Source organism: Streptomyces sp. NPDC059564 (assembly GCF_042735575.1).
Lineage (GTDB): Bacteria > Actinomycetota > Actinomycetes > Streptomycetales > Streptomycetaceae > Streptomyces.
Genome location: NZ_JBHWBP010000128.1, coordinates 1 through 19896 on the forward strand (window position 1 = coordinate 1; position 19896 = coordinate 19896).

20 protein-coding genes and 3 tRNA genes are annotated in these 19896 nt (G+C 72.4%); 17 read left to right on the top strand and 6 right to left on the bottom strand.

Annotated elements, in window-relative coordinates:
* The first annotated feature begins 88 nt into the window (after window positions 1–88).
* The 10 genes from ACFV0Q_RS21665 (at window position 89) to ACFV0Q_RS21710 (ending at window position 9878) form a co-directional block, all read left to right on the top strand.
* On the top strand, window positions 89–670 hold the full coding sequence (locus ACFV0Q_RS21665) for a hypothetical protein (protein ID WP_385007733.1): 582 nt from the start codon (window positions 89–91) through the stop codon (window positions 668–670).
* Window positions 667–1635 carry an NADH-quinone oxidoreductase subunit H gene (locus ACFV0Q_RS21670; RefSeq protein ID WP_385007734.1) on the top strand — a complete coding sequence of 323 codons (969 nt, stop codon included), beginning with the start codon at window positions 667–669 and terminating at the stop codon, window positions 1633–1635. Before ACFV0Q_RS21665 ends, ACFV0Q_RS21670 begins: the two co-directional genes overlap by 4 nt.
* Window positions 1635–2243 (top strand): NuoI/complex I 23 kDa subunit family protein, encoded by a 609-nt coding sequence (locus ACFV0Q_RS21675; protein WP_385007737.1) that lies wholly within the window; start codon window positions 1635–1637, stop codon window positions 2241–2243. Before ACFV0Q_RS21670 ends, ACFV0Q_RS21675 begins: the two co-directional genes overlap by 1 nt.
* Window positions 2240–2842, top strand: coding sequence for an NADH-quinone oxidoreductase subunit J (locus ACFV0Q_RS21680; RefSeq protein ID WP_385007739.1), 603 nt, complete (start codon window positions 2240–2242; stop codon window positions 2840–2842). Before ACFV0Q_RS21675 ends, ACFV0Q_RS21680 begins: the two co-directional genes overlap by 4 nt.
* Window positions 2842–3201: an NADH-quinone oxidoreductase subunit NuoK gene (gene nuoK / locus ACFV0Q_RS21685; protein ID WP_385007741.1), complete on the top strand. Its 360-nt coding sequence runs from the start codon at window positions 2842–2844 to the stop codon at window positions 3199–3201. Before ACFV0Q_RS21680 ends, nuoK begins: the two co-directional genes overlap by 1 nt.
* Window positions 3198–5306 (top strand): NADH-quinone oxidoreductase subunit L, encoded by a 2109-nt coding sequence (locus ACFV0Q_RS21690; protein ID WP_385007743.1) that lies wholly within the window; start codon window positions 3198–3200, stop codon window positions 5304–5306. Before nuoK ends, ACFV0Q_RS21690 begins: the two co-directional genes overlap by 4 nt.
* A 38-nt stretch (window positions 5307–5344) precedes the next feature.
* On the top strand, window positions 5345–6898 hold the full coding sequence (locus ACFV0Q_RS21695) for a NuoM family protein (RefSeq protein WP_385007769.1): 1554 nt from the start codon (window positions 5345–5347) through the stop codon (window positions 6896–6898).
* A complete protein-coding gene (locus ACFV0Q_RS21700) occupies window positions 6895–8433 on the top strand; it encodes an NADH-quinone oxidoreductase subunit N (protein ID WP_385007745.1) in 1539 nt (512 codons plus the stop codon). Before ACFV0Q_RS21695 ends, ACFV0Q_RS21700 begins: the two co-directional genes overlap by 4 nt.
* 192 nt (window positions 8434–8625) lie before the next feature.
* A complete protein-coding gene (gene htpX, locus ACFV0Q_RS21705; RefSeq protein WP_385007747.1) occupies window positions 8626–9489 on the top strand; it encodes a zinc metalloprotease HtpX in 864 nt (287 codons plus the stop codon).
* Window positions 9486–9878, top strand: a complete 393-nt coding sequence (locus tag ACFV0Q_RS21710) for a YccF domain-containing protein (protein ID WP_385007749.1) — start codon at window positions 9486–9488, stop codon at window positions 9876–9878. Before htpX ends, ACFV0Q_RS21710 begins: the two co-directional genes overlap by 4 nt.
* A 206-nt stretch (window positions 9879–10084) precedes the next feature.
* Here the strand turns inward: ACFV0Q_RS21710 and ACFV0Q_RS21715 are convergent, their stop codons facing one another.
* The 3 genes from ACFV0Q_RS21715 to ACFV0Q_RS21725 form a co-directional block, all read right to left on the bottom strand.
* Window positions 10085–11320: an APC family permease gene (locus ACFV0Q_RS21715; RefSeq protein WP_385007751.1), complete on the bottom strand. Its 1236-nt coding sequence runs from the start codon at window positions 11318–11320 to the stop codon at window positions 10085–10087.
* An 18-nt stretch (window positions 11321–11338) separates the two neighbouring features.
* Window positions 11339–12766: a SulP family inorganic anion transporter gene (locus ACFV0Q_RS21720; RefSeq protein WP_385007753.1), complete on the bottom strand. Its 1428-nt coding sequence runs from the start codon at window positions 12764–12766 to the stop codon at window positions 11339–11341.
* 237 nt (window positions 12767–13003) lie between these two features.
* Window positions 13004–13492, bottom strand: a complete 489-nt coding sequence (locus ACFV0Q_RS21725; RefSeq protein ID WP_385007755.1) for a YajQ family cyclic di-GMP-binding protein — start codon at window positions 13490–13492, stop codon at window positions 13004–13006.
* A 199-nt stretch (window positions 13493–13691) separates the two neighbouring features.
* Here ACFV0Q_RS21725 and ACFV0Q_RS21730 point away from each other — a divergent pair.
* A tRNA-Tyr gene (locus ACFV0Q_RS21730) sits at window positions 13692–13773 on the top strand.
* Window positions 13774–13849: 76 nt separating this feature from the next.
* Here ACFV0Q_RS21730 and ACFV0Q_RS21735 read toward each other — a convergent pair.
* Window positions 13850–14359 (bottom strand): hypothetical protein, encoded by a 510-nt coding sequence (locus ACFV0Q_RS21735; RefSeq protein WP_385007757.1) that lies wholly within the window; start codon window positions 14357–14359, stop codon window positions 13850–13852.
* Between the two features lie 107 nt (window positions 14360–14466).
* Here ACFV0Q_RS21735 and ACFV0Q_RS21740 point away from each other — a divergent pair, with 107 nt between their 5' ends.
* Window positions 14467–14907 (top strand): DUF3574 domain-containing protein, encoded by a 441-nt coding sequence (locus ACFV0Q_RS21740; protein WP_385007759.1) that lies wholly within the window; start codon window positions 14467–14469, stop codon window positions 14905–14907.
* A gap of 21 nt (window positions 14908–14928) precedes the next feature.
* Here ACFV0Q_RS21740 and ACFV0Q_RS21745 read toward each other — a convergent pair whose 3' ends face one another.
* Window positions 14929–15585: an SDR family oxidoreductase gene (locus tag ACFV0Q_RS21745; RefSeq protein ID WP_385007761.1), complete on the bottom strand. Its 657-nt coding sequence runs from the start codon at window positions 15583–15585 to the stop codon at window positions 14929–14931.
* A 54-nt stretch (window positions 15586–15639) separates the two neighbouring features.
* A complete protein-coding gene (locus ACFV0Q_RS21750) occupies window positions 15640–16965 on the bottom strand; it encodes an amidohydrolase family protein (protein ID WP_385007763.1) in 1326 nt (441 codons plus the stop codon).
* 350 nt (window positions 16966–17315) lie between these two features.
* On the opposite strand from ACFV0Q_RS21750, the gene ACFV0Q_RS21755 reads away from it, so the two are divergent.
* The 5 genes from ACFV0Q_RS21755 to ACFV0Q_RS21775 all read left to right on the top strand — a co-directional run bounded on the left by ACFV0Q_RS21755 (window position 17316) and on the right by ACFV0Q_RS21775 (window position 18831).
* A tRNA-Thr gene (locus ACFV0Q_RS21755) sits at window positions 17316–17388 on the top strand.
* 48 nt (window positions 17389–17436) lie between these two features.
* A tRNA-Met gene (locus tag ACFV0Q_RS21760) sits at window positions 17437–17509 on the top strand.
* Between the two features lie 88 nt (window positions 17510–17597).
* Window positions 17598–17762: a 50S ribosomal protein L33 gene (gene rpmG / locus ACFV0Q_RS21765; RefSeq protein WP_007265873.1), complete on the top strand. Its 165-nt coding sequence runs from the start codon at window positions 17598–17600 to the stop codon at window positions 17760–17762.
* Window positions 17763–17948: 186 nt separating this feature from the next.
* Window positions 17949–18401, top strand: coding sequence for a MaoC family dehydratase N-terminal domain-containing protein (locus ACFV0Q_RS21770; protein WP_385007765.1), 453 nt, complete (start codon window positions 17949–17951; stop codon window positions 18399–18401).
* A gap of 1 nt (window position 18402) precedes the next feature.
* Window positions 18403–18831: a MaoC family dehydratase gene (locus tag ACFV0Q_RS21775; protein WP_385007767.1), complete on the top strand. Its 429-nt coding sequence runs from the start codon at window positions 18403–18405 to the stop codon at window positions 18829–18831.
* Window positions 18832–19896 lie beyond the last annotated feature (1065 nt).

Sequence of the window (19896 nt, forward strand, 5' to 3'; positions counted from 1 at the left end):
GGGGGGGGGGGGGCGGGCCCCTCGGCCGGGGCGGGGCCCTTGGCGGGGGGGCGCGCCCCACCACCCGGACCCCCCCACCCCCCGCCATTTGCTCGCGCCGGGGGCCCCCCACCCCAACGACTGGGGCCCCCTCAAGGGCCAGCTCCCCCCGGCCCCCACCCGCACCCCCCGGGCCCCGCGCGAAGGCGCCCCGGCCCGCACCCCGCGCGCGGCCGGAGCGCCCCCCCGCGAGGGCGCCCCACCCCGCCGCACCCGCTCGGTCTCGGAGGGCTCCGCCACCCAGGCGGCCCCGGCCGAGGCGTCCCCGGCCACGGACACCCCGCGCCCGGCGCGCCGTACCCGCTCGGTCTCGGAGGGCTCCGCCAGCCAGGCGGCTCCGGCCGAGGCGCCCCCGGCCACGGACACCCCGCGCCCGGCGCGTCGTACCCGCTCGGTCTCGGAGGGCTCCGCCAGCCAGGCGGCTCCGGCCGAGGGCACCTCGGAGTCCCCGGGTGCCGCGCGGCGTACGGGCTCCGGCAGCCGGACTCCCGCACCGGAGCCGGAGGCCCCCTGGCACGACCCGAAGCCCGCCTTCGAGGAGCCGCCGGCCGCGCCGCCGGACCCCGAGCCCGGCCCCAAGGCCCAGCCCGAACCCGACCCAGACCCCGACACCACCGGAGGCGACGCGTGAACGACGTCCTCGACGTCGCCCTGCGACTGATCGTCGTCTTCGCCGTCTTCCTCGTGCTCCCCCTCGTCATCGGGCAGACCGAGCACAAGGTGATGGCGCACATGCAGGGCCGCCTCGGCCCCATGTACGCCGGCGGCTTCCACGGCTGGGCCCAGCTCGTCGCCGACGGCGTGAAGTTCGCGCAGAAGGAGGACATCGTCCCGGCCAACGCCGACCGGCGGATCTTCCAGCTCGCCCCCGCCGTCGCGCTGCTGCCGTACCTCCTCGTCCTCCTCGCCATCCCCATCGGCCCGGGCGAGGGCGCGGTCGGCCAGGTCATCGACGCCGGACTCTTCTTCGCGCTCGCCGTCATGGGCATCGGAGTCCTCGGCTCCCTCATGGGCGGCTGGGCCTCCGCCAACAAGTTCTCCCTCCTCGGAGGCCTCCGCACCGCCGCCCAGCTCCTCGCGTACGAGCTCCCCATGCTGCTCGCCGCCGCCTCCGTGGCCATGGCGGCCGGGACGGTCTCCCTCCCCGGCATCGTCGAGGGCTTCCAGTGGTGGTGGCTGCCCTGGCAGATCATCGGCGCGCTGGTCTTCTTCACCGCGGGCCTCGCCGAACTCCAGCGGCCCCCCTTCGACATGCCCGTCGCCGACTCCGAGATCATCTTCGGCGCGTACACCGAGTACACCGGCCTGCGCTTCGCGCTCTTCCTGCTCGCCGAGTACGCCGGCATCGTCGTCCTCTGCGCACTGACCACCGTCCTCTTCCTCGGCGGCTGGCAGGGCCCCTTCGGCGGCGACGACCTCGGCTGGGTCTGGACCCTCCTCAAGGTCGCCGTCCTCGCCTTCGTCGTCATCTGGCTCCGCGTGAGCTACCCCCGCCTGCGCGAGGACCAGCTCCAGAAGCTCGCCTGGACCGTACTCATCCCCCTCGCGCTCGCCCAGATCGCGCTCACCGGCATCGTGAAGGTGGCGATCCAGTAATGCCCCCGATCCCCGGATCCGGCCTCGCCAAGGGCCTGGCCGTCACCCTGCGCACGATGACCAAGCGCGCGCACACCGCCCAGTACCCCGAGGTGCAGCCCGAGCTCCCGCCCCGCAGCCGCGGGGTCATCGGCCTGTTCGAGGAGAACTGCACGGTCTGCATGCTGTGCGCCCGCGAGTGCCCCGACTGGTGCATCTACATCGACTCCCACAAGGAGACGGTGCCGGCCGCCGCCCCCGGCGGCCGCGAGCGCAGCCGCAACGTCCTCGACCGCTTCGCCATCGACTTCTCCCTCTGCATGTACTGCGGCATCTGCATCGAGGTGTGCCCCTTCGACGCCCTCTTCTGGTCGCCGGAGTTCGAGTACGCGGAGACCGACATCCACGACCTCACCCACGAGCGCGACAAGCTGCGCGAGTGGATGTGGACCGTGCCGGCCCCGCCCGCCCTGGACCCGGCCGCCGAGGAGCCCAAGGAAGTCGCCGCCGCCCGCAAGGCCGTGGAGAAGGCCGAAGCCGCCACCGCGGCGGCAGCGGCGGCCGCCGCCGCCCAGGCCGCGGACACCGCGCCCGGCACGCCCCCGACCACCCCGGAGGCCGACGCGTGAGCATCGCAACCGCCCCCCTGGCAGCCGTCGGCCACGGCTTCCTCTCCCCGACCGGCGTCGAGATCGCCTTCGTCCTGGTCGGCCTCGCCACCCTCGGCGCGGCCCTCGTCACGGTCACCACCAAGCAGCTCGTGCACGCCGCCCTCTGGCTGGTCGTCGCCCTCGGCGGGATCGCCGTCGAGTACCTGCTGCTGACCGCCGAGTTCATCGCCTGGGTCCAGGTACTGATCTACCTCGGCTCCGTGGTCGTCCTCCTCCTCTTCGGACTGATGCTCACCAAGGCCCCCATCGGCCGCTCCCCGGACGCCGACTCGGGCAACCGCTGGGTCGCCCTCGGCGTCGCGGGCGCCGCGGGCGCCGCCCTGGTCTGGGTCGTCGTCGACGCCTTCCGCACCACCTGGATCGACCTCGACGGTCCCGCCCAGGGCTCCACGAAGGTCTCCGGCGAGATCCTCTTCCAGCACTGGGTGCTGCCCTTCGAGGCGCTCTCCGTCCTCCTCCTCGCGGCCCTGATCGGCGCCATCGTGCTCTCCCGGCGCAACACCCCAGCCGAGGAAGCCGCCGACGCCGCCGCCCGCACCGGGAAGGGACAGCGCTGATGCACCTCGCCTATCCCGCCGTACTGGCGGCGCTCCTCTTCGCCACCGGCCTCTACGGAGTGCTCGCCCGCCGCAACGCCATCCTGGTCCTGATGTCCGTCGAGCTGATGCTCAACGCCGTCAACCTCAACCTGGTGGCCTTCGACGTCTGGCTGCGCGACGCCCTGCACGCCGGCCAGGCCCTCACCCTCTTCACGATCGCCATCGCCGCCGCCGAGATCGGCATCGGTCTCGCGATCGTGCTGATGGTGTACCGCAACCGCGGCACCTCGGACGTCGACAAGCTGCGCGACACCGCCGAGGCCCACGAGCCCGCCCGGCCCGACGACATCACTGCCCGGCCGGAGGTCGCCGCGTGAGCACCACGACCCTCGCGGTCCTCGTTCCCCTCCTTCCCTTCCTGGGTGCGGTGGCAGGCCTGCTCCTCGGCCGGGCCGCCCCCGGATTCGTCCGGCCGCTGGCCATCCTGCCGACGCTGGGCGCCGCCGTACTGGCCGTGCTCGTCGCCGTCCGCCAGGGCGGGGGACCGGCCATCAACGCCGCCACCGAACTGACCCCGACCGGCTCCGTGCCGATCGACCTCTCGCTCTACCTGGACGGCTTCGCCGTGCTGGTCGCCGTCCTCGTCGGAGTCGTCGCCACCTGCGTACAGCTCTACTCGACGGCGTACCTCCGCGAGGACCCCCGCTACCCCTCCTACGCGGCCCTCGTCTCCCTCTTCACCTCCGCCATGCTGCTCGTCGTCTATTCCGGCGACCTGATGGTGCTGCTGGTCGGCTGGGAGATCATGGGCATCTGCTCGTACTTCCTCGTCGGCCACTACTGGGAGACCGAAGCGGCCCGCTCCGCCTCCCTCAAGGCCTTCCTCGTCACCAAGCTCGGTGACGTCCCCTTCCTCATCGGCCTGTTCGCACTCGCCGCCGACGCCGGCTCCTTCCAGATCACCAAGATCCTCGGCACCGTCGCCTCCGGCGGGCTCGACCACCCGACGCTGATCGCGCTGCTCCTGCTCGCGGGCGTCGCCGGGAAGTCCGCGCAGTTCCCGCTGCACACCTGGCTCCCCGACGCCATGGCGGGCCCCACCCCGGTCTCCGCGCTGATCCACGCCGCGACGATGGTCGCCGCCGGCGTCTACTTCGTCGCCCGCCTCCTCCCGGTCTTCGCGGCCTCGCGCGCCGCTCTGGTGGTCATGGCCGTCATGGCGGCCATCACGATGGTCGGCTCCGGCCTCGCCGCCCTGGCCCAGGACGACATCAAACGCGTGCTCGCCTACTCCACGATCGGCCAGCTCGGCTACATGATCGGAGCACTGGCCGTCGGCGACCGCGGCGCCGCCGTCTTCCACCTCCTGTCCCACGGCGCCTTCAAGGCGCTCCTCTTCCTCGGCGCCGGCGTGATCATCCACGCCGCCGGGACGAACTCCCTGGCCGCCATGTCCCGTATGGACGGCCTGGCCAAGCGCATCCCCGACGCCTTCTGGACGATGACGATCGCGCTGCTCGCGCTCGCCGCCATCCCGCCCTTCGCCGGCTTCTTCTCCAAGGAAGCCATCCTCGTCGCCGCCGAGCAGGCCGCCGTCGGACACTCCGACCTCGCGCCCGGCGCGGCCGGCTGGATCGTGCTGGTCGCCGGTGTGCTGACGGCCCTGCTCACCGCGGCCTACGCCACCCGGCTGTGGCTGATGGCCTTCCGCGGCCGGGGCGCCGCCGCCCCCGACCACGGCAAGGAGCCCTTCGCCATGACCGGCGTGCTGTGGCTGCTGGCGGTCCCGTCGATCGCCTTCGGCCTCGCCGCCGGCTCCCTCGCCGACTGGTTCGACGGCAAGGAACTCACCCCGTCCGTGACCACCTCGGTCCTCGGCACGGGCGCCGCCCTCATCGGCGTCATGCTCACCTACGCCCTCTGGCAGCGCGCCACGGCCCAGGCCGCCGCCACCGCCCGGGCCGGCACGGCCCGCGCCACGACCGCCGCCCCCGCGACGGCCCCGGGCACCACCGCCCCGGCACCCGGCACCACCGCCCCCGCGACGGCCCCCGTGCCCGCCTCCGTGGCGGCCGCCCAATCCGCCGCCACGGCCGCCGTGGAGTCCGCCGCCGAAGCCCCCGAGGTCGCCGAGGTCACCCACGACCACCCGGCCGTCCCCGCCGGACCGGCCCCCGACCCCGGCCGCGCGCTCCTCGGCCCCCTGCACCGCCACGCCGCCGACGGCTTCCACCTCGACGCCGTCTACGACCGGCTCTTCGTCCGCCCCGTCCGCGCGGCCGCGAGCCTGGTCCGCTTCCTCGACCGCGAGGTCGTGGACACGTACGTCCGCGGCGCGGGCGCGGGCCCCCGGCTGCTCGGCAGCCTCGTCCGCCGGGCCCAGACCGGCAACGTGCAGAGCTACCTGAGCGCCCTGCTCGCCGGCGCCGTGGTCCTGGCGATCGCCACGGCCGTCCTCGCCAACGTCAACGCCGGATCGTGAGCCGAGAGTCAGCCGTGATCGATATCAGCCCGTCCGTGATGCAGTTCCTTCTGGCGTTCATCGTGGCCGCACCCCTCCTCGGAGCCGTCGCGGCCCTCCTGCCGGCCCCGCCCGGGCTCAAGGGCAAGAGCCCCGAACAGGCCGTGCTCCGCCACGGCGTCACCGTCACCGGTGTCATCCTCGCCGCGGCGATCGCCCTCACCCTGGGCTTCGACCACGACGCCCCGTCCCGCTTCCAGGCGACGACGGACATCAGCTGGATCCAGGCGCTGAACATCCGGATCCACCTCGGCATCGACGGCATCTCGCTCCCCCTCCTCCTGATGACCGCGCTGCTGTTCTTCCTCTGCGCGGTGTACAGCTACTTCAAGCTCCCCGAGGGCCCCTCCCCGAAGGCCTTCGTCTCCCTGCTGCTCGTCCTGGAGTCCGGCACCCTCGCGACCTTCGCCGTCCTCGACCTGCTGCTCTTCTTCCTCGCCTTCGAGATGGTCCTCATCCCGATGTACTTCCTCATCGCCCGCTGGGGCGGTGCTCAGCGGCAGGCCGCCGCCTGGAAGTTCATCCTCTACACCCTCCTCGGATCCGTGGTCATGCTCCTCGGACTGCTGCTGATCGGACTGAACAGCGGCACCTTCGACATGGTGGCACTCGCCTCTGACAACGGCAGCGAACTGACCCACACCACCCAGCTCCTGGCCGTCCTCGCCATCGGCCTCGGCCTCGCCGTGAAGACCCCCATGTGGCCGCTGCACAGCTGGCTCCCGGACGCCCACACCGCCGCCCCCACCGTCGGATCCGTGCTGCTCGCGGGCGTCATGCTGAAGATGGGCACGTACGGGTTCGTCCGCATCCTGCTGCCGGTCACCCCCGACGGCATGCGGACCTTCGCCCCGTACCTCGGCGCCTTCGCCGCCGTCGGCATCGTCTACGGATCGCTCGCCTGCCTGGCCCTCGCCCGCAAGGGCAACAAGGGCGACCTCAAGCGCCTCATCGCGTACTCCTCCGTCGGCCACATGGGCTTCGTCCTCCTCGGCATCGCCTCCATGACCCCCACCGGGGTCAACGGCGCGCTCTTCGCCAACATCGCCCACGGCCTGATCACCGGCCTCCTCTTCTTCCTGGTCGGCGCCCTCAAGGACCGCTACGGCACCGCCGACCTCGACACCCTCGCCGGGGCCACCGGCGCCGCCCTCTACGGCCGCGCCCCCCGCCTCGGCGCGCTCCTCGCCTTCGCCGCCGTCGCCTCGCTCGGCCTGCCCGGCCTCGCCGGGTTCTGGGGCGAGATGCTGGCCCTCTTCGGCGCGTTCGACCCCGCCGAGGGCCTCTCCCGCCCGGCCTTCCTCACCTACATGGCCGTCGGCGCGTTCGGCACCCTGCTGACCGCCGCGTACCTGCTGATCGTCGTACGGCGCGTCTGCATGGGCGACCCCAAGGCGGGCCCCGAGATCACCCTCGCGGACGTCCAGCACTACGAGTTCGCCGCCTGGACCCCGCTCGTCGCCCTCACCGTCCTCGCCGGCCTGTGGCCCGCGGTCCTCCTCGGCCTCACCGACCCGGCCGTCCAGAAGCTCCTCGCAGGAGGCAACGCATGACGGCCCCGACGGTCCTCGCCGCCGACACCCCCAGCCTGGTCCAGTCCGTCGACTGGCTCGCGATCGCGCCCGTGGTCATCACCGCCGCCGTCGCCCTGCTCGTCCTGGTCGCCGACCTGTTCGTCCCGGAGCGCCGCAAGCCGCTGCTCGGCTGGATCTCGGTGGCCGGCCTGGCCGCCGCGACCGCCACCCTGCTGGCGCTGCGCGCCGGGGACCGCGCCACGTTCTGCCTCACCGGCGACCCGGGCGCCTGCAGCTACACCGCCGACCACTTCGCGCTCGTCGTGCAGTTCCTCGTACTGGCCGGGGCCCTGGTCACCGCCCTGCTGTCGGTCACCGTCGTCCGCGAGACGCGCATGCCGGCCGGCGAGTACTGGTTCCTGCTGCTCTCCTCCGCCGCCGGCGCGGCCCTGCTGCCCGCCGCCCGCGACCTCGCCACCCTGATCGTCGCCCTCGAAGTCGCCTCGCTGCCCGCCTTCGCCCTCGTCGGCATGCGCCGCGGCGACCGGCTGTCCTCCGAGGCCGCCCTCAAGTTCTTCCTCTCCTCGGTCACCGCCACCGCCGTGTCCCTGATGGGCGTCAGCTTCGTCTACGCGGTCACCGGCTCCCTGCACCTCAGCCAGGTCGCCGACCGGCTCGAAGACGTGCCCGGACAGCTCGACACCCTCGCCATGGCGGGCGTCGCGCTCACCCTCGTCGGCTTCGCCTTCAAGACCGCCGCCGTGCCCTTCCACTTCTGGGTCCCCGACACGTACGTCGGCGCCCCGCTGCCCGTCGCCGGCTACCTCTCCGTGATCGGCAAGGCCGTCGGCTTCACCGGCCTGATCCTGGTCACCGTGATCGCCTTCCCGGCGTACTCCGACATCTGGGGCCCGGCCCTGGCCGTCCTCGCCGCGCTCACCATGACCCTCGGCAACGCCGCCGCCCTGCGCCAGTCCGCGGACCGCCCGAACAGCGCCGTACGGCTCCTCGCCTGGTCCTCCGTGGGCCAGGCCGGCTACCTGCTGGTCCCGATCGCCGCGGCCGCGTACTCCGACCGCGACCAGATCGGCTCCACCGTCGCCTACGCGCTGATGTACGGCGCCGTGAACCTCGGCGCCTTCGCCGTCGCCGCGCTGGTCGCCCGTACGAAGCCGCTGAACCGGATCAGCGACTACCGCGGCCTGTACGCCGAGCGCCCCTTCGCCGCCCTCTCGCTGGCCTTCTTCCTGCTCTGCCTGGCCGGACTGCCGCCGGGCCTCATCGGCCTCTTCGCCAAGGTCACCGTCTTCCGGTCCGCCGTCGACGCGGGCCTGGGCTGGCTCGCCGTGGTCATGGCCGTCAACGTCGTCGTCGCCCTGTACTACTACCTGCGCTGGACCGCGCTCCTCTTCCGTCCCGCGCGGGAGGGAGAGCGGGGCGAGGCGGCTGTACGTACGAAGGCCCCCCGGCCGCTCACGCTGGCCATCGCCCTCACCGCCGCCACCGCCCTGGTCCTCTCGGGCGCCCCGCAGCTCGTCCTCCGCTTCGCCTCGGGCACCCTCTTCCCGCAGTAGCCCGAACGCGGTAACCCGTACGGCGTAACGCCCGCCGCCGGCCCCCGGCCCCGCCCACGGGGGCGGCGGCCCCGCCGTGCCCGGGGAACCAGACGCCCCCACCTCGCGTTGACCAGGAAGGGAGGGTCCACTGGACCGAAGACCCTCAGATCCTGGACGGGGTCCCCCGCCGCACCACTTGGAGGGCGTACCGTGCACCGCCGGCACAACGGGCTGAAGACCGCCGTACTCCTCGGCGGGCTGTCCGCACTGATCATCCTCATCGGAAGCTTCTTCGGACGGGGCGGCCTGATCGTCGCCGTCGTCATCGCCCTGGGGACGAACGCGTACGCGTACTGGAACAGCGACAAGCTGGCTCTACGCGCGATGCGCGCCCGCCCCGTCAGCGAGTTCGAGGCCCCTGAGCTGTACCGCATGGTGCGCGAGCTCTCCACGTCCGCCCGCCAGCCCATGCCACGGCTCTACATCTCCCCGACCGAGGCCCCCAACGCCTTCGCCACCGGACGCAATCCGCGCAACGCCGCGGTCTGCTGCACCGAGGGCATCCTGCGGATCCTGGACGAGCGCGAGCTGCGCGGTGTCATCGGCCACGAGCTGAGCCACGTCTACAACCGCGACATCCTGATCTCGTCGGTCGCCGGCGCACTCGCCTCCGTGATCATGTTCCTGGTGAACTTCGCCTGGCTGATCCCGATCGGCCGGTCCAACGACGACGAGGGCCCCGGCCTCTTCGGCATGCTGCTGATCATGATCCTGGGCCCGCTGGCCGCCTCCGTGATCCAGCTCGCCATCAGCCGCTCGCGCGAGTACGAGGCGGACGCCTCCGGGGCCCAGCTCACCGGCGACCCCCTCGCCCTGGCCAGCGCCCTGCGCAAGCTCGACGCGGGCACCAAGGCGCTCCCGCTGCCGGCGGAACCCCGGCTGGAGACGGCGAGCCACATGATGATCGCCAACCCCTTCCGGCCCGGCGAGGGACTCTCCAAGATGTTCTCGACGCACCCTCCGATGGCCGAGCGCATCGCCCGGCTCGAACAGATGGCAGGACGCAGTCAGTGAAAACCATCCTGAACGTCATTTGGCTCGTACTCAGCGGGATCTGGCTGTTCCTCGGCTACTGCCTCGCCGGTGTGCTGCTCTGCATCACCATCATCGGCATCCCGTTCGGCATCGCGGCCTTCCGCATCGCCGTCTACGCCCTCTGGCCCTTCGGCTACACCACGGTCGAGCGCCACGACGCGGGCGCCGGCTCCTGCATCGGCAACGTCCTGTGGCTGGTCCTCGCCGGCTGGTGGCTCGCCATCGGCCACATCGTCACGGGCATCGCCCTCTGCATCACGATCATCGGGATCCCCTTCGGCATCGCCAACTTCAAGATGGTGCCGCTCTCCCTGCTCCCGCTGGGCCGCGAAATCGTGCGGACCGACGCCCCCTTCGCCTCCCGCTGACCGGAGTTATCCACAGGCCTGGCGGGCTGTCATAGGTGTGCGTCACCATGAACGCATGAACGAGACCGAGCAGTTGCTGAAGCAATCCCCAGCCCCAGTACGCCACTCCGTGCGCGGGTCCGGAAACCCCCTGCCCGCCCCTCTGGGCGGAGGGGAGGGCGCCCGGTCCGCGCTCATAGCCGGGCCGCCCCTGCCGCCCTGCGCGTTCACGCCCCGGAGCTGAACCGGCTCCGCACCCCGTAGAGCAACACGCCCAGCGCCAGAACCGCCGCCCCCGCCACCGCCGAGGCGAGGGGCAGCGCGCAGGCGAGCAGCACGCAGCCGGACAGCCCGACCGCTGCCACGGCCCGGCCCTTGACAGCTGAATCGAGCGTCCATGCGGAGGCGTTCGCGATCGCGTAGTAGGCCAGCACTCCGAAGGAGGAGAAACCGATCACGCCCCGCAGATCGGCGGTGGCCGCGAGCACCGCCACGACCCCGCCCACGGCCAGCTCCGCACGGTGCGGCACTCGCCGGCGCGGGTGTACGGCGGCCAGCGCGCGCGGCAGATGGCCGTCCCGGGCCATCGCCAGGGCCGTCCGCGACACTCCGAGCACCAGGGCCAGCAACGAGCCCAGCGCGGCCAGCGCCGCACCCACCCGGACCACGGGAGCCAGTCCGGGCCACCCGGCCGCGCGCACCGCGTCGGCCAGCGGGGCCGCCGACCCCGCCAGCCCGTCGGCGCCGAGCACCGACAGCACCGCCACCGCCACGGCGGCGTACACGCACAGGGCGATCCCCAGCGCGAGCGGCACCGCGCGCGGGATCGTGCGCTCCGGATCCCGCACCTCCTCGCCCAGGGTGGTGATCCGGGCATAGCCCGCGAAGGCGAAGAACAGCAGCCCGGCCCCCTGCAACAGCCCGGCCACACCCCAGCCCCCGCCACCGAGCCGGCCGGCCTCGGCGGCGCCGGACGTCAGGCACGCCACCACGACCGCGGCCAGCACGGCCAGCACCGCCGCCACGATCAGCCGGGCGATCCGGGCGGACTTCTGCACCCCGCCGTAGCTCGCGGCGGTCAGCGCCACCACCGCCGCAACGGCCACCACATGCTCCCGCCCGGGCCACACGTACGCCCCGACGGTCAGCGCCATCGCCGCGCAGGACGCCGTCTTGCCGACCACGAAACCCCAGCCGGCCAGGTACCCCCAGAACGGGCCGAGCCGCTCGCGCCCGTACACGTAGGTCCCGCCCGAGGACGGGTAGCGGGCGGCGAGCCGGGCCGAGGAATGCGCGTTGCAGTAGGCCACCAGGGCCGCCACCGCCAGAGCCGCGAGGAGCCCGCCGCCCGCCGCGCGCGCCGCCGGAGCGAGGGCCGCGAAGATCCCGGCGCCGACCATCGCCCCGAGCCCGACCACGACCGCGTCGGACACGCCCAGGGTGCGCTTCAGCTCGTTGTTCACGCCGGGAGGGTAGCCGGGCTAGATGACGCCCTCACGGCCGGGAAGCGGAATCCGTTTGCGCTCCCACCCCTCCAAGGCCGTCAGGCAGGCGTGGTCCATGTGCCGCAGCCCGCTGAGGTCGAGGCGCACCGCCGCCGCGTGCGGCACCGCCTCCAGGGAGTCCAGCAGCTTGGGCAGCTTCAGGAAACTGGCGTTGCCCACGACCCGGACACACAGCTCCTCGCCCTCCCAGACCTCCTCGATGTGGACGTGGGAGGTCTCCCAGGCCGCCTTGGCGACGGCGAGCCCCAGCCCGACCAGCACCCCCTCGAAGAGGCTGGTCGCCACGATCGAGGCGGCCGTCACCACCAGCACCACCGCCTCCCCGCGGTGGGACCGCCACAGGGCGGCCACCGCCCGCGCCGGGAGCAGCTTCCAGCCGGCGTGCAGCAGCACCCCGGCGAGCGCCGCCAGCGGTACCACCTCCAGCACCTGGGGGAACGCCACGGCGAACAGCAGCAGCCAGCCGCCGTGCAGGATCCGGGAGGTCCGGGTACGGGCCCCGGCCTCCACGTTGGCGGCGCTGCGTACGATGACGGCGGTCATCGGCAGCGCCCCGAGCAGTCCGCAGACGGTGTTCCCCACCCCCTGGGCGATGAGTTCCCGGTCGTACTCGGTCCGCGGCCCGTCGTGCATCCGGTCGACGGCGGCGGCGCTGAAGAGGGTCTCGGCGGAGGCGATCAGCGCGAGCGCGATCACGGTTCCGACGGCCCCCGCGGAGGCCAGCACCCCGAAGTCGGCCCAGCCCGGCGGGGCCACCGCCTCCAGTACCCCGGTCACCCGCACCCGCTCCACCGGCAGCCGCAGCAGGGCGGCCGCGAGGGTGGCGGCCGCCACCCCGACGAGGGCGCCCGGCACCAGCCGCAGCCGCGGCGGCACCCTGCGCCAGGCCACCAGGACCGCGATGGTCCCGGCGCCGAGGGCCACGGCGGCCCAGTCGGCCTGCGCCCCGAGCTCGTGCATCCGGCCCAGCTTGGCCAGGGTCTGCCCCGGCGCCTCGACCCCGCCCAGGGCGTAGAGCTGCCCGGCGATCAGCACCAGCCCGATCCCGGCCAGCATCCCGTGCACGACGGCCACGGAGATCGCCCGGAACCACCGCCCGAGCCGCAGCACGCCCATGCCCAGCTGGAGCAGTCCGGCGGCCAGCACCAGCACCCCGAGCGCGGGCAGACCGTAGGCGCTCACCGCCTCGTAGACGAGTACGGTCAGTCCGGCCGCCGGGCCGCTGACCTGGAGCGAGCTGCCCCGGAACCAGCCGGTGACCAGCCCGCCGACCACCCCGGTGACGATCCCCAGCTCGGCCGGCACCCCGGAGGCGACGGACACCCCCACGCACAGCGGTAGCGCGACCAGCGCGACCACGACGGACGCCCCGAAGTCCGCACGAAAACTGCCGGCCCCAGGCATGCGGGAACCCCCTGCCACACGGTGATTGATGTTTTACTCAGCGTGATGGGCGCACCGGCCCGAGACCAGTGAGCATCAGGGGGCCGCGGAGGCGCGTGCGCCGCTCACGCCGGGCACACACCCTGGCGAGCGCCGATACGACGAAGGGCACAGCGCGGGCGGCCGCCGAGGAAAGCCTCGGCGAGCTGCCCCCGCTGTGCCCCGCGGGTCCGCTCAGCGGCGCGTCACAGGCGCCGGTCAGCGGTAGTTCACGAACTGGATCGCGAAGTCCAGGTCCTTGCCCTTGAGGAGGGCCTGGACGGTCTGGAGGTCGTCACGGCTCTTGGAGCTGACGCGCAGCTCCTCGCCCTGGACCTGGGCCTTGACGCCCTTCGGGCCCTCGTCCCGGATGATCTTCGCGACCTTCTTGGCGTTCTCCTGGGAGATGCCCTCCTCGATCGTCGCGAAGATCTTGTACTCCTTGCCGGACAGCTGCGGCTCACCGGCGTCCAGCGCCTTGAGCGAGATCCCGCGCTTGACCAGCTTGGTCTCGAACACGTCGAGGACGGCCTTGACGCGCTCCTCGGAGTTCGCCTCCATCAGGATCTTCTCGCCGGACCAGGCGATCGACGCGCCCGTGCCCTTGAAGTCGTAGCGCTGCGAGAGCTCCTTCGCGGACTGGTTGAGGGCGTTGTCGACCTCCTGCCGCTCGACCTTCGAGACGATGTCGAAACTGGAGTCGGCCATGTGCTGTGGCTCCTTGAAGTCGGCTGTGATGTGCCCCGGAGGGCGCGGCCGGACATCCCCGGCCCGCTCCGCAAAGCCTAGCCACCGCACCCGCGCCCAGCGCTGATCAATCCGGTGGCGAACCACCCCCTGACATCGGGTATCGTTTACGTCGTTGCCACGGAGCGCCGCCGAAAGGCGGAAAGACGGCAGCAATCTTGGCGGTGTGCCCGAGTGGCCAAAGGGAGCAGACTGTAAATCTGCCGGCTCAGCCTACCCAGGTTCGAACCCTGGCGCCGCCACGCGAGTGGAACCCCCGTTCATCTGCGGAAGCGCAGTGGACGGGGGTTTCTTCGCATACCCCGCGACCACGCGGCCCTAGGAAACCGGGCCGGTCACCGTCAGGTGGTAGGTGGTGTCCACCCAGAACCCGTTCGTGGCCGCGGCGTCGATCTCCAGCACGAACTGGCCCGGCGGCAGGGGCGCGAGGGCGCACCACAGACCCCAGGCGATCCTGGGTATGCCCGCACTCTGGAAGGGCTTCGAAGAGAACTCGCTCAGGGGCAGGGGAGTGCTGTTCAGGGCCGCCGAGGCCCGGGTCGTGTCCAGACGCCAGGGCTTCGTCACGAACGGCACCGCCGGACGCTGGGTGTTCAGCACCGGGAAGAACAGCCGGCGCCCCGCCGGGATACTGCACCGCCGCACCACCCGGCCGCCGAAACTGCCCGCCAGGAACCACAGACCGGCCGGCTGGCGCCACCCGGCGTAGGCCCCCGTCGTATCGGCCACCGGGCTCTCGTCGACCGGAGCGGACAGGGCCCACTTCCACCACCTGGCGGCGAGCCGGCCACCCTCCGCCTCGCCCAGCCGCCAGTCGCCGTCGCCCATGCCCCAACCCCGGTACACCTCGTACGGCCGCCCCCTGCGGCCGATTCCGGGTGACCCTATCGGGCCACTGACGCGCACCGATGAGGACCTACGGTCGTTCACGGGGCGTGACATGGACATCGGACGGACGAGGGAAGGCCGGAGGCGGGGTACTGGCCGCCCTTCTCGGCGCCGGCATCCCGGCTCTGCTGGGAGCGGCGATGCACGGCCCCGCCGGCGAGCCCTACCGGGAAACCCGGCTCTCCTTCGCCGCCGAACGCCCCGGCGACCGCGGGCCCGTCACCGAAGGCGAGTTCACACGCTTCCTGGACCGGGAGGTCACCCCCGCCTTCCCCGAAGGACTCACCCTCCACGAAGGACACGGCATGCGGCGCGGCGAGGACGGCGCGACCGTCCGCGAGACCTCGTACGAAGTCGCCCTGCTCTACCCCGAGAGCGAGGCCGACGAGCGCGGCCTGCGCGTCGAACGGATCCGGCAGACATACGGGAAGCAGTTCCAGCGCGCACCCGTCCGCCGCACCGACGACACGGTGAAATCAGGGTTCTGACGGGGCTTCGGGCGGGCGGACTCAGTTGCCCGCCACGTCCTTCACCGCCACCGACACCGGCGTCGAACCCGAGACCAGCTCCAGCGTCAGACCCGCCGTCGCAGGCGTGTCGACCAGCTCCGCCAGCACCGCCGCCACGTCGTCGCGCGGCACCGGACCCCGGCCGGTGCGCGCCTCCAGCCGGACCAGCCCCGTTCCCGCGTCTTCGGTCAGCGCGCCCGGCCGCAGGATCGTCCACTCCAGCCCCAGCCGCGTCCGGACGTGATCGTCGGCCTCGCCCTTCGCCCGCAGGTAGACGTCGAAGACCTCCCCGCCCTCGTGCCGGGCATCCGCGCCCATCGACGAGACCATCAGGAAGCGGCGCACACGCGCCCGTTCGGCGGCATCGGCGAACAGCACCGCCGCGCCCCGGTCCACGGTGTCCTTGCGTCCGACGCCGCTGCCCGGACCGGCCCCGGCGGCGAACACCGCCACGTCCGCACCCTGCAGGATCCCGGCGACGTGCTCGACCGAAGCCGACTCCAGATCGCACAGCACCGGTTCGGCACCGGCCTCCCGCAGGTCGTCGCCCTGCTCCGGGTCACGGATGATGCCCGCGACCTCGTACCCGCGCGCGGCGAGCAGGCGCTCCAGCCGCAGCGCGATCTGACCGTGTCCACCCGCGATGACGATGCGCATGTCCCGACGGTACGACGTGCCGGGCGCCACCGCCCGCGAACATCCCGCCCGGGCTCAGGGGCCGGGCTCCGTACGGCCCTGCCGGGGCAGGTCCAGGGCCACCGCGACCGCCGAGTCGCAGTACTCCCGTACGGCACTCGTCCGGGCTACCACCCGGCCCCGGTGGATCACGATCCTGCTGTACGCGAGGGACAGCACCCCCGCGATCCGGTCCCCGCGCACGGCCAGCAGCTCCGCCGGGAAGCCCGCCTCCACCCGGACCTCCGGCAGGCCCATGGCCTCGCGGGCGGCGGCGCTCACCGCCTCGTAGGCCTCCGCGGCGCGCAGCCCGCCCTGGGAGGCGAGCAGGTACGCGGCTTCGAGCGGGTCGCCCCGGCCGACCGGGTTCCCGGCGTCCCGCAGCGCCCCGCTGCCCGCCGCGACCCGGACCCCGGCCGCGCGCAGGAGGCGTACGGGGGCGGTGCGCAGGCCACGGCGCTCCAGGGCGGCGCAGTCCCCCTGGGGCAGGCAGGTCACCCGCACCCCGGCCGCGGCGAGCTGGTCGGCGGCACGGGTGGCCGCCTCCAGCGGGAGGCGGGACAGGCCGCCGCAGGGGCCGATGGTCACTCCGGGCCGCAGCCCCCCGGCCATCGCCGCGAGCCGGGCCAGACGGGCGGGGTCGTCACCGTCCGTGTGCAGGTCGACGGGGCAGCCGTGCTCGGCGGCCAGTTCGAGGACGGCTTCGAGGAAGCCGGTCGGGTCCGGGTCCAGGTCGGGGCAGCCGCCGATCACCGAGGCGCCCATCTTGACGGCGTCGCGCAGCATGGCGAGCCCGTCGGCGCCGGCCACCCCGGTCAGCAGCCGGGGGACGGCCACGGTGGTCAGGTCGGTGAGCCCGCGCAGGGAGCGGCGGGCCTGGAGCGCGGCCTCCATGGGACCCAGCCCGTGCACGTCCCCGATCCGGACGTGGGAGCGGACCGCGGTGGCGCCGTGGCCGAGCTGGAGCAGGGCCGCCTCGGTGGCACGGCGCTGCACCTCGTCGGGGGTGTACGAGACGGGCCCCTCGCCGTCGGCGGTGAGGGCGGTGTCCCCGTGGGCGTGCGGCTCGGCGGGGGCGGGCAGGAGCAGGTACCCGCGCAGGTCGACCCGGGCCAGGGCGGGCGCCGGGAGGCTCCCCGCGGTGCCGACGGCCTGGATGCGGCCGCCGCTGAGCCGCACGTCGACGGTGCGGCCGTCGGTGAGGCGGGCCCCGGCGAGGAGGAGCCCGGTGGCCTCGGCGGGAGGCCCGGCGAGGGGGTCGCTGGCCGGGGTGCGGGCGGGGCCTTCGGCGGGCTCGCGGGCCGGCCCCCCGGCGGGGTTGCGCGGGGAGGGGGACGGCTGCTGCGGCTGGCTGTCGGACATCGCGCTCCTGCGGGGGCTCGGGCGGTTCCTGTGCCGTGGCCGCAGCCCGCGGCCCAAGATCACGCAGCGTGCTCAGAGCCTAGGGCGCGGGGGTCTCCTGGTCGCGGAAGAGCGGAATAGTCGTACCGGTGTGGTGCCCACGCGCTCTGCCGGGCGTCGGCGCGCTCCGGCGCGCCCGCGTGGGGGCGGCTCGGATGACACCCGCTGTGACCCCGGACACATTTAGGGGGAAAAGTGGGCCTGGAGGGGGTGGCGGGTCCATGGGGAATGCTCGGGCCGCACCGCCCGAGCCCAGTCCCCCCAAAGGATTTGGGCGATCGGCGGGCAACCGTGTAATGTCTTCATCGCTCGCCCCAATAGCTCAGTCGGTAGAGCGTCTCCATGGTAAGGAGAAGGTCTGCGGTTCGATTCCGCATTGGGGCTCTGGTGAGAGAGGTTCCCCACCCTCGGGTGGGGAGCGGATCTCATCAAAGCGGCGTAGCTCAGTCGGTAGAGCAAGCGGCTCATAATCGCTGTGTCACCGGTTCAAGTCCGGTCGCCGCTACACACAGTAGCCGATTGCGGGGTCGGTCTCCCGGTCGGCTACTCTTGTATGCGTTCATCCGTCCCATTTTCCGTCAAGGAGCACTCACGTGGCTGCCACCGACGTCCGCCCGAAGATCACGCTGGCCTGCGTGGAGTGCAAGGAGCGGAACTACATCACCAAGAAGAACCGGCGTAACAACCCGGACCGCATGGAGATGAAGAAGCACTGCCCGCGTTGCAACTCGCACACCGCGCACCGCGAGACCCGCTGATCCTGGCGAAGTCTCGAATATAGGCACCGTCATGAGGTCGTCCCCTTCAATGGGGGGCGGCCTTGTGTCGTTTCTGCTCCAGATCTTGAACGGTGAACGGTGATCGCTGATCAGTGATCGGTGATCAGCGTGGGTGATCGGTCATCCGTAAACTTTTCGTGTCCCTTCAACAAGAGGTAGTGAGCCATGGCCCTCGACCAGACCTTCGTGGGGCGGACCTACCCGCCCACCGATCCGTACGAGGTCGGCCGGGAGAAGATCCGCGAATTCGCGGTAGCGGTGGGTGACGAAAATCCCGTCTACACCGACCCCGAAGCCGCCAAGGCGTTCGGTCACCAGGACGTGATCGCCCCGCCGACCTTTGTGTTCGCCATCACGTTCGCGGCCGCGGGCCAGGTCGTCAGGGATCCGCAGCTGGGGCTGGACTACAGCCGCGTCGTGCACGGGGACCAGAAGTTCGCGTACGTCCGCCCCGTGCGGGCCGGGGACCGGCTCACCGTCACCTCCACGATCGAGGCCGTGAAGTCGCTCGCGGGCAACGACATCATCGACATCCGTGGCGAAGTCCACGACGAGTCCGGCGAGCACGTGGTGACCGCGTGGACCAAGCTCGTGTCCCGTGCTCCCGAGGAGGCCTGAGATGACCGCGCAGATCCAGTACACGGACGTCGAGGTCGGCACCGAGCTGCCGGCGGCCTCCTTCCCCGTGACGCGGGCCACGCTGGTCCGCTACGCCGGTGCGTCGGGTGACTTCAACCCGATCCACTGGAACGAGAAGTTCGCCAAGGAGGTCGGACTGCCGGACGTGATCGCGCACGGCATGTTCACCATGGCCGAGGCGATCCGCGTCGTCACCGACTGGACGGGCGACCCGGGCGCGGTCGTCGAGTACGGCGTCCGCTTCACGAAGCCGGTGGTCGTCCCGAACGACGACCAGGGCGCGCTGATCGAGGTCACCGCGAAGGTCGCCGCCAAGCTGGACGACAACCGCGTACGGGTCGACCTGACGGCGATGAGCGCGGGCCAGAAGGTCCTCGGCATGTCCCGCGCGGTGGTCCAGCTGGGCTGAGGGGGCGCGCGGGGGCGGGTTGGGGTCGGGGGCGGCGGGGTTTCAGCTGGTCCGGATCAGGGAGGGTTTGGGGGTTTCCCGCCTGTCTCATCGTCCTTCCGCGTCGGGCCGGTCCCTCAAGGGCGCTCCCTTCGGTCGCGTCGCTTCGCGATGGCCTTCGGCCACCCTTGACCGACCGACCCGCCACGGAAAAACGAAGACAGACGGGAAACCCCCAAAAGAACGGTCACGGGTCAGAGGTCCGGTCCTGTCCCCGTCAGGGACCCTCGACCCCTCCCCGCCTGGGCGGGCCCAAGATCCGGCCCAATGCCCACGAGATCCAGGGCCGGGGGCGGCCAGACCGCACGAAATGGTGACCAGAGCATCCAGCGGCGCGCCCAGACGCATCAGGTCGCGACGCACTTCGCCCGGCTTGGCGTCCGCCGCCCGTCTCTGGCTGGACATAAGCCGCCCCAGACCGTCGATTGATGCTCTTGTCGGGCGGCCGAAGGTCGACCGTGCCCGGACCTCCGGCCTCGTTGGACCTAGTCGGACGTCGTCGGGCCCGCGCGGTCGTCGTCGGGCCCGCGCGGTCGTCGTCGGGCCCGCACAGACGTTATCGGACCCGCACAGACGTCTTCGGGCCTTGTCGGACTCTGACGACAGATTTGTCGTCCTCACGCTCCGACATGAGCTTCTTTGGGCTCAACCCGCCTCCCAAAAGGGACAAACAACTCGCACTCGCGTGATCGTGAGGTATCCACGGGCCGTGGGCGGCTTATGTCCAGCCCAGGATGGGCTGCAGACGCCGAGATATGAGGAGTGCGTGGCGGGCTGGTGCGCCTGTGGCTCCGCCGGGTGTTCTGGTCGCTGTCCGGTGTGGTTAGGCCCCGCCCGGCCCGGAGAGACCGCGATATGGGCCCGGGTCTTTGGTCCGCCCAGGCGGGGAGGGGTCGAGGGTCCCTGACGGGGTCGCTCCTCCCACTCCTGCCCGGTAACCGTTCTTTTGGGGGTTTCCCGTCGGTCTTCGTTTTTCCGTGGCGGGCCGGTCGGTCAAGGGTGGGCGAAGGGCAAATCGGAGCGGCG

What these genes read in the sequence shown, in the direction of transcription:
- ACFV0Q_RS21725 (WP_385007755.1), bottom strand. Translation starts at nt 13,492, where the DNA reads ATGGCCGACTCCAGTTTCGACATCGTCTCGAAGGTCGAGCGGCAGGAG.
- ACFV0Q_RS21700 (WP_385007745.1), top strand. Translation starts at nt 6,895, where the DNA reads ATGACGGCCCCGACGGTCCTCGCCGCCGACACCCCCAGCCTGGTCCAG.
- ACFV0Q_RS21675 (WP_385007737.1), top strand. Translation starts at nt 1,635, where the DNA reads ATGCCCCCGATCCCCGGATCCGGCCTCGCCAAGGGCCTGGCCGTCACC.
- ACFV0Q_RS21695 (WP_385007769.1), top strand. Translation starts at nt 5,345, where the DNA reads ATGCAGTTCCTTCTGGCGTTCATCGTGGCCGCACCCCTCCTCGGAGCC.
- ACFV0Q_RS21745 (WP_385007761.1), bottom strand. Translation starts at nt 15,585, where the DNA reads ATGCGCATCGTCATCGCGGGTGGACACGGTCAGATCGCGCTGCGGCTG.
- ACFV0Q_RS21750 (WP_385007763.1), bottom strand. Translation starts at nt 16,965, where the DNA reads ATGTCCGACAGCCAGCCGCAGCAGCCGTCCCCCTCCCCGCGCAACCCC.
- nuoK (WP_385007741.1), top strand. Translation starts at nt 2,842, where the DNA reads ATGCACCTCGCCTATCCCGCCGTACTGGCGGCGCTCCTCTTCGCCACC.
- ACFV0Q_RS21770 (WP_385007765.1), top strand. Translation starts at nt 17,949, where the DNA reads ATGGCCCTCGACCAGACCTTCGTGGGGCGGACCTACCCGCCCACCGAT.
- ACFV0Q_RS21735 (WP_385007757.1), bottom strand. Translation starts at nt 14,359, where the DNA reads ATGGGCGACGGCGACTGGCGGCTGGGCGAGGCGGAGGGTGGCCGGCTC.
- ACFV0Q_RS21720 (WP_385007753.1), bottom strand. Translation starts at nt 12,766, where the DNA reads ATGCCTGGGGCCGGCAGTTTTCGTGCGGACTTCGGGGCGTCCGTCGTG.
- ACFV0Q_RS21775 (WP_385007767.1), top strand. Translation starts at nt 18,403, where the DNA reads ATGACCGCGCAGATCCAGTACACGGACGTCGAGGTCGGCACCGAGCTG.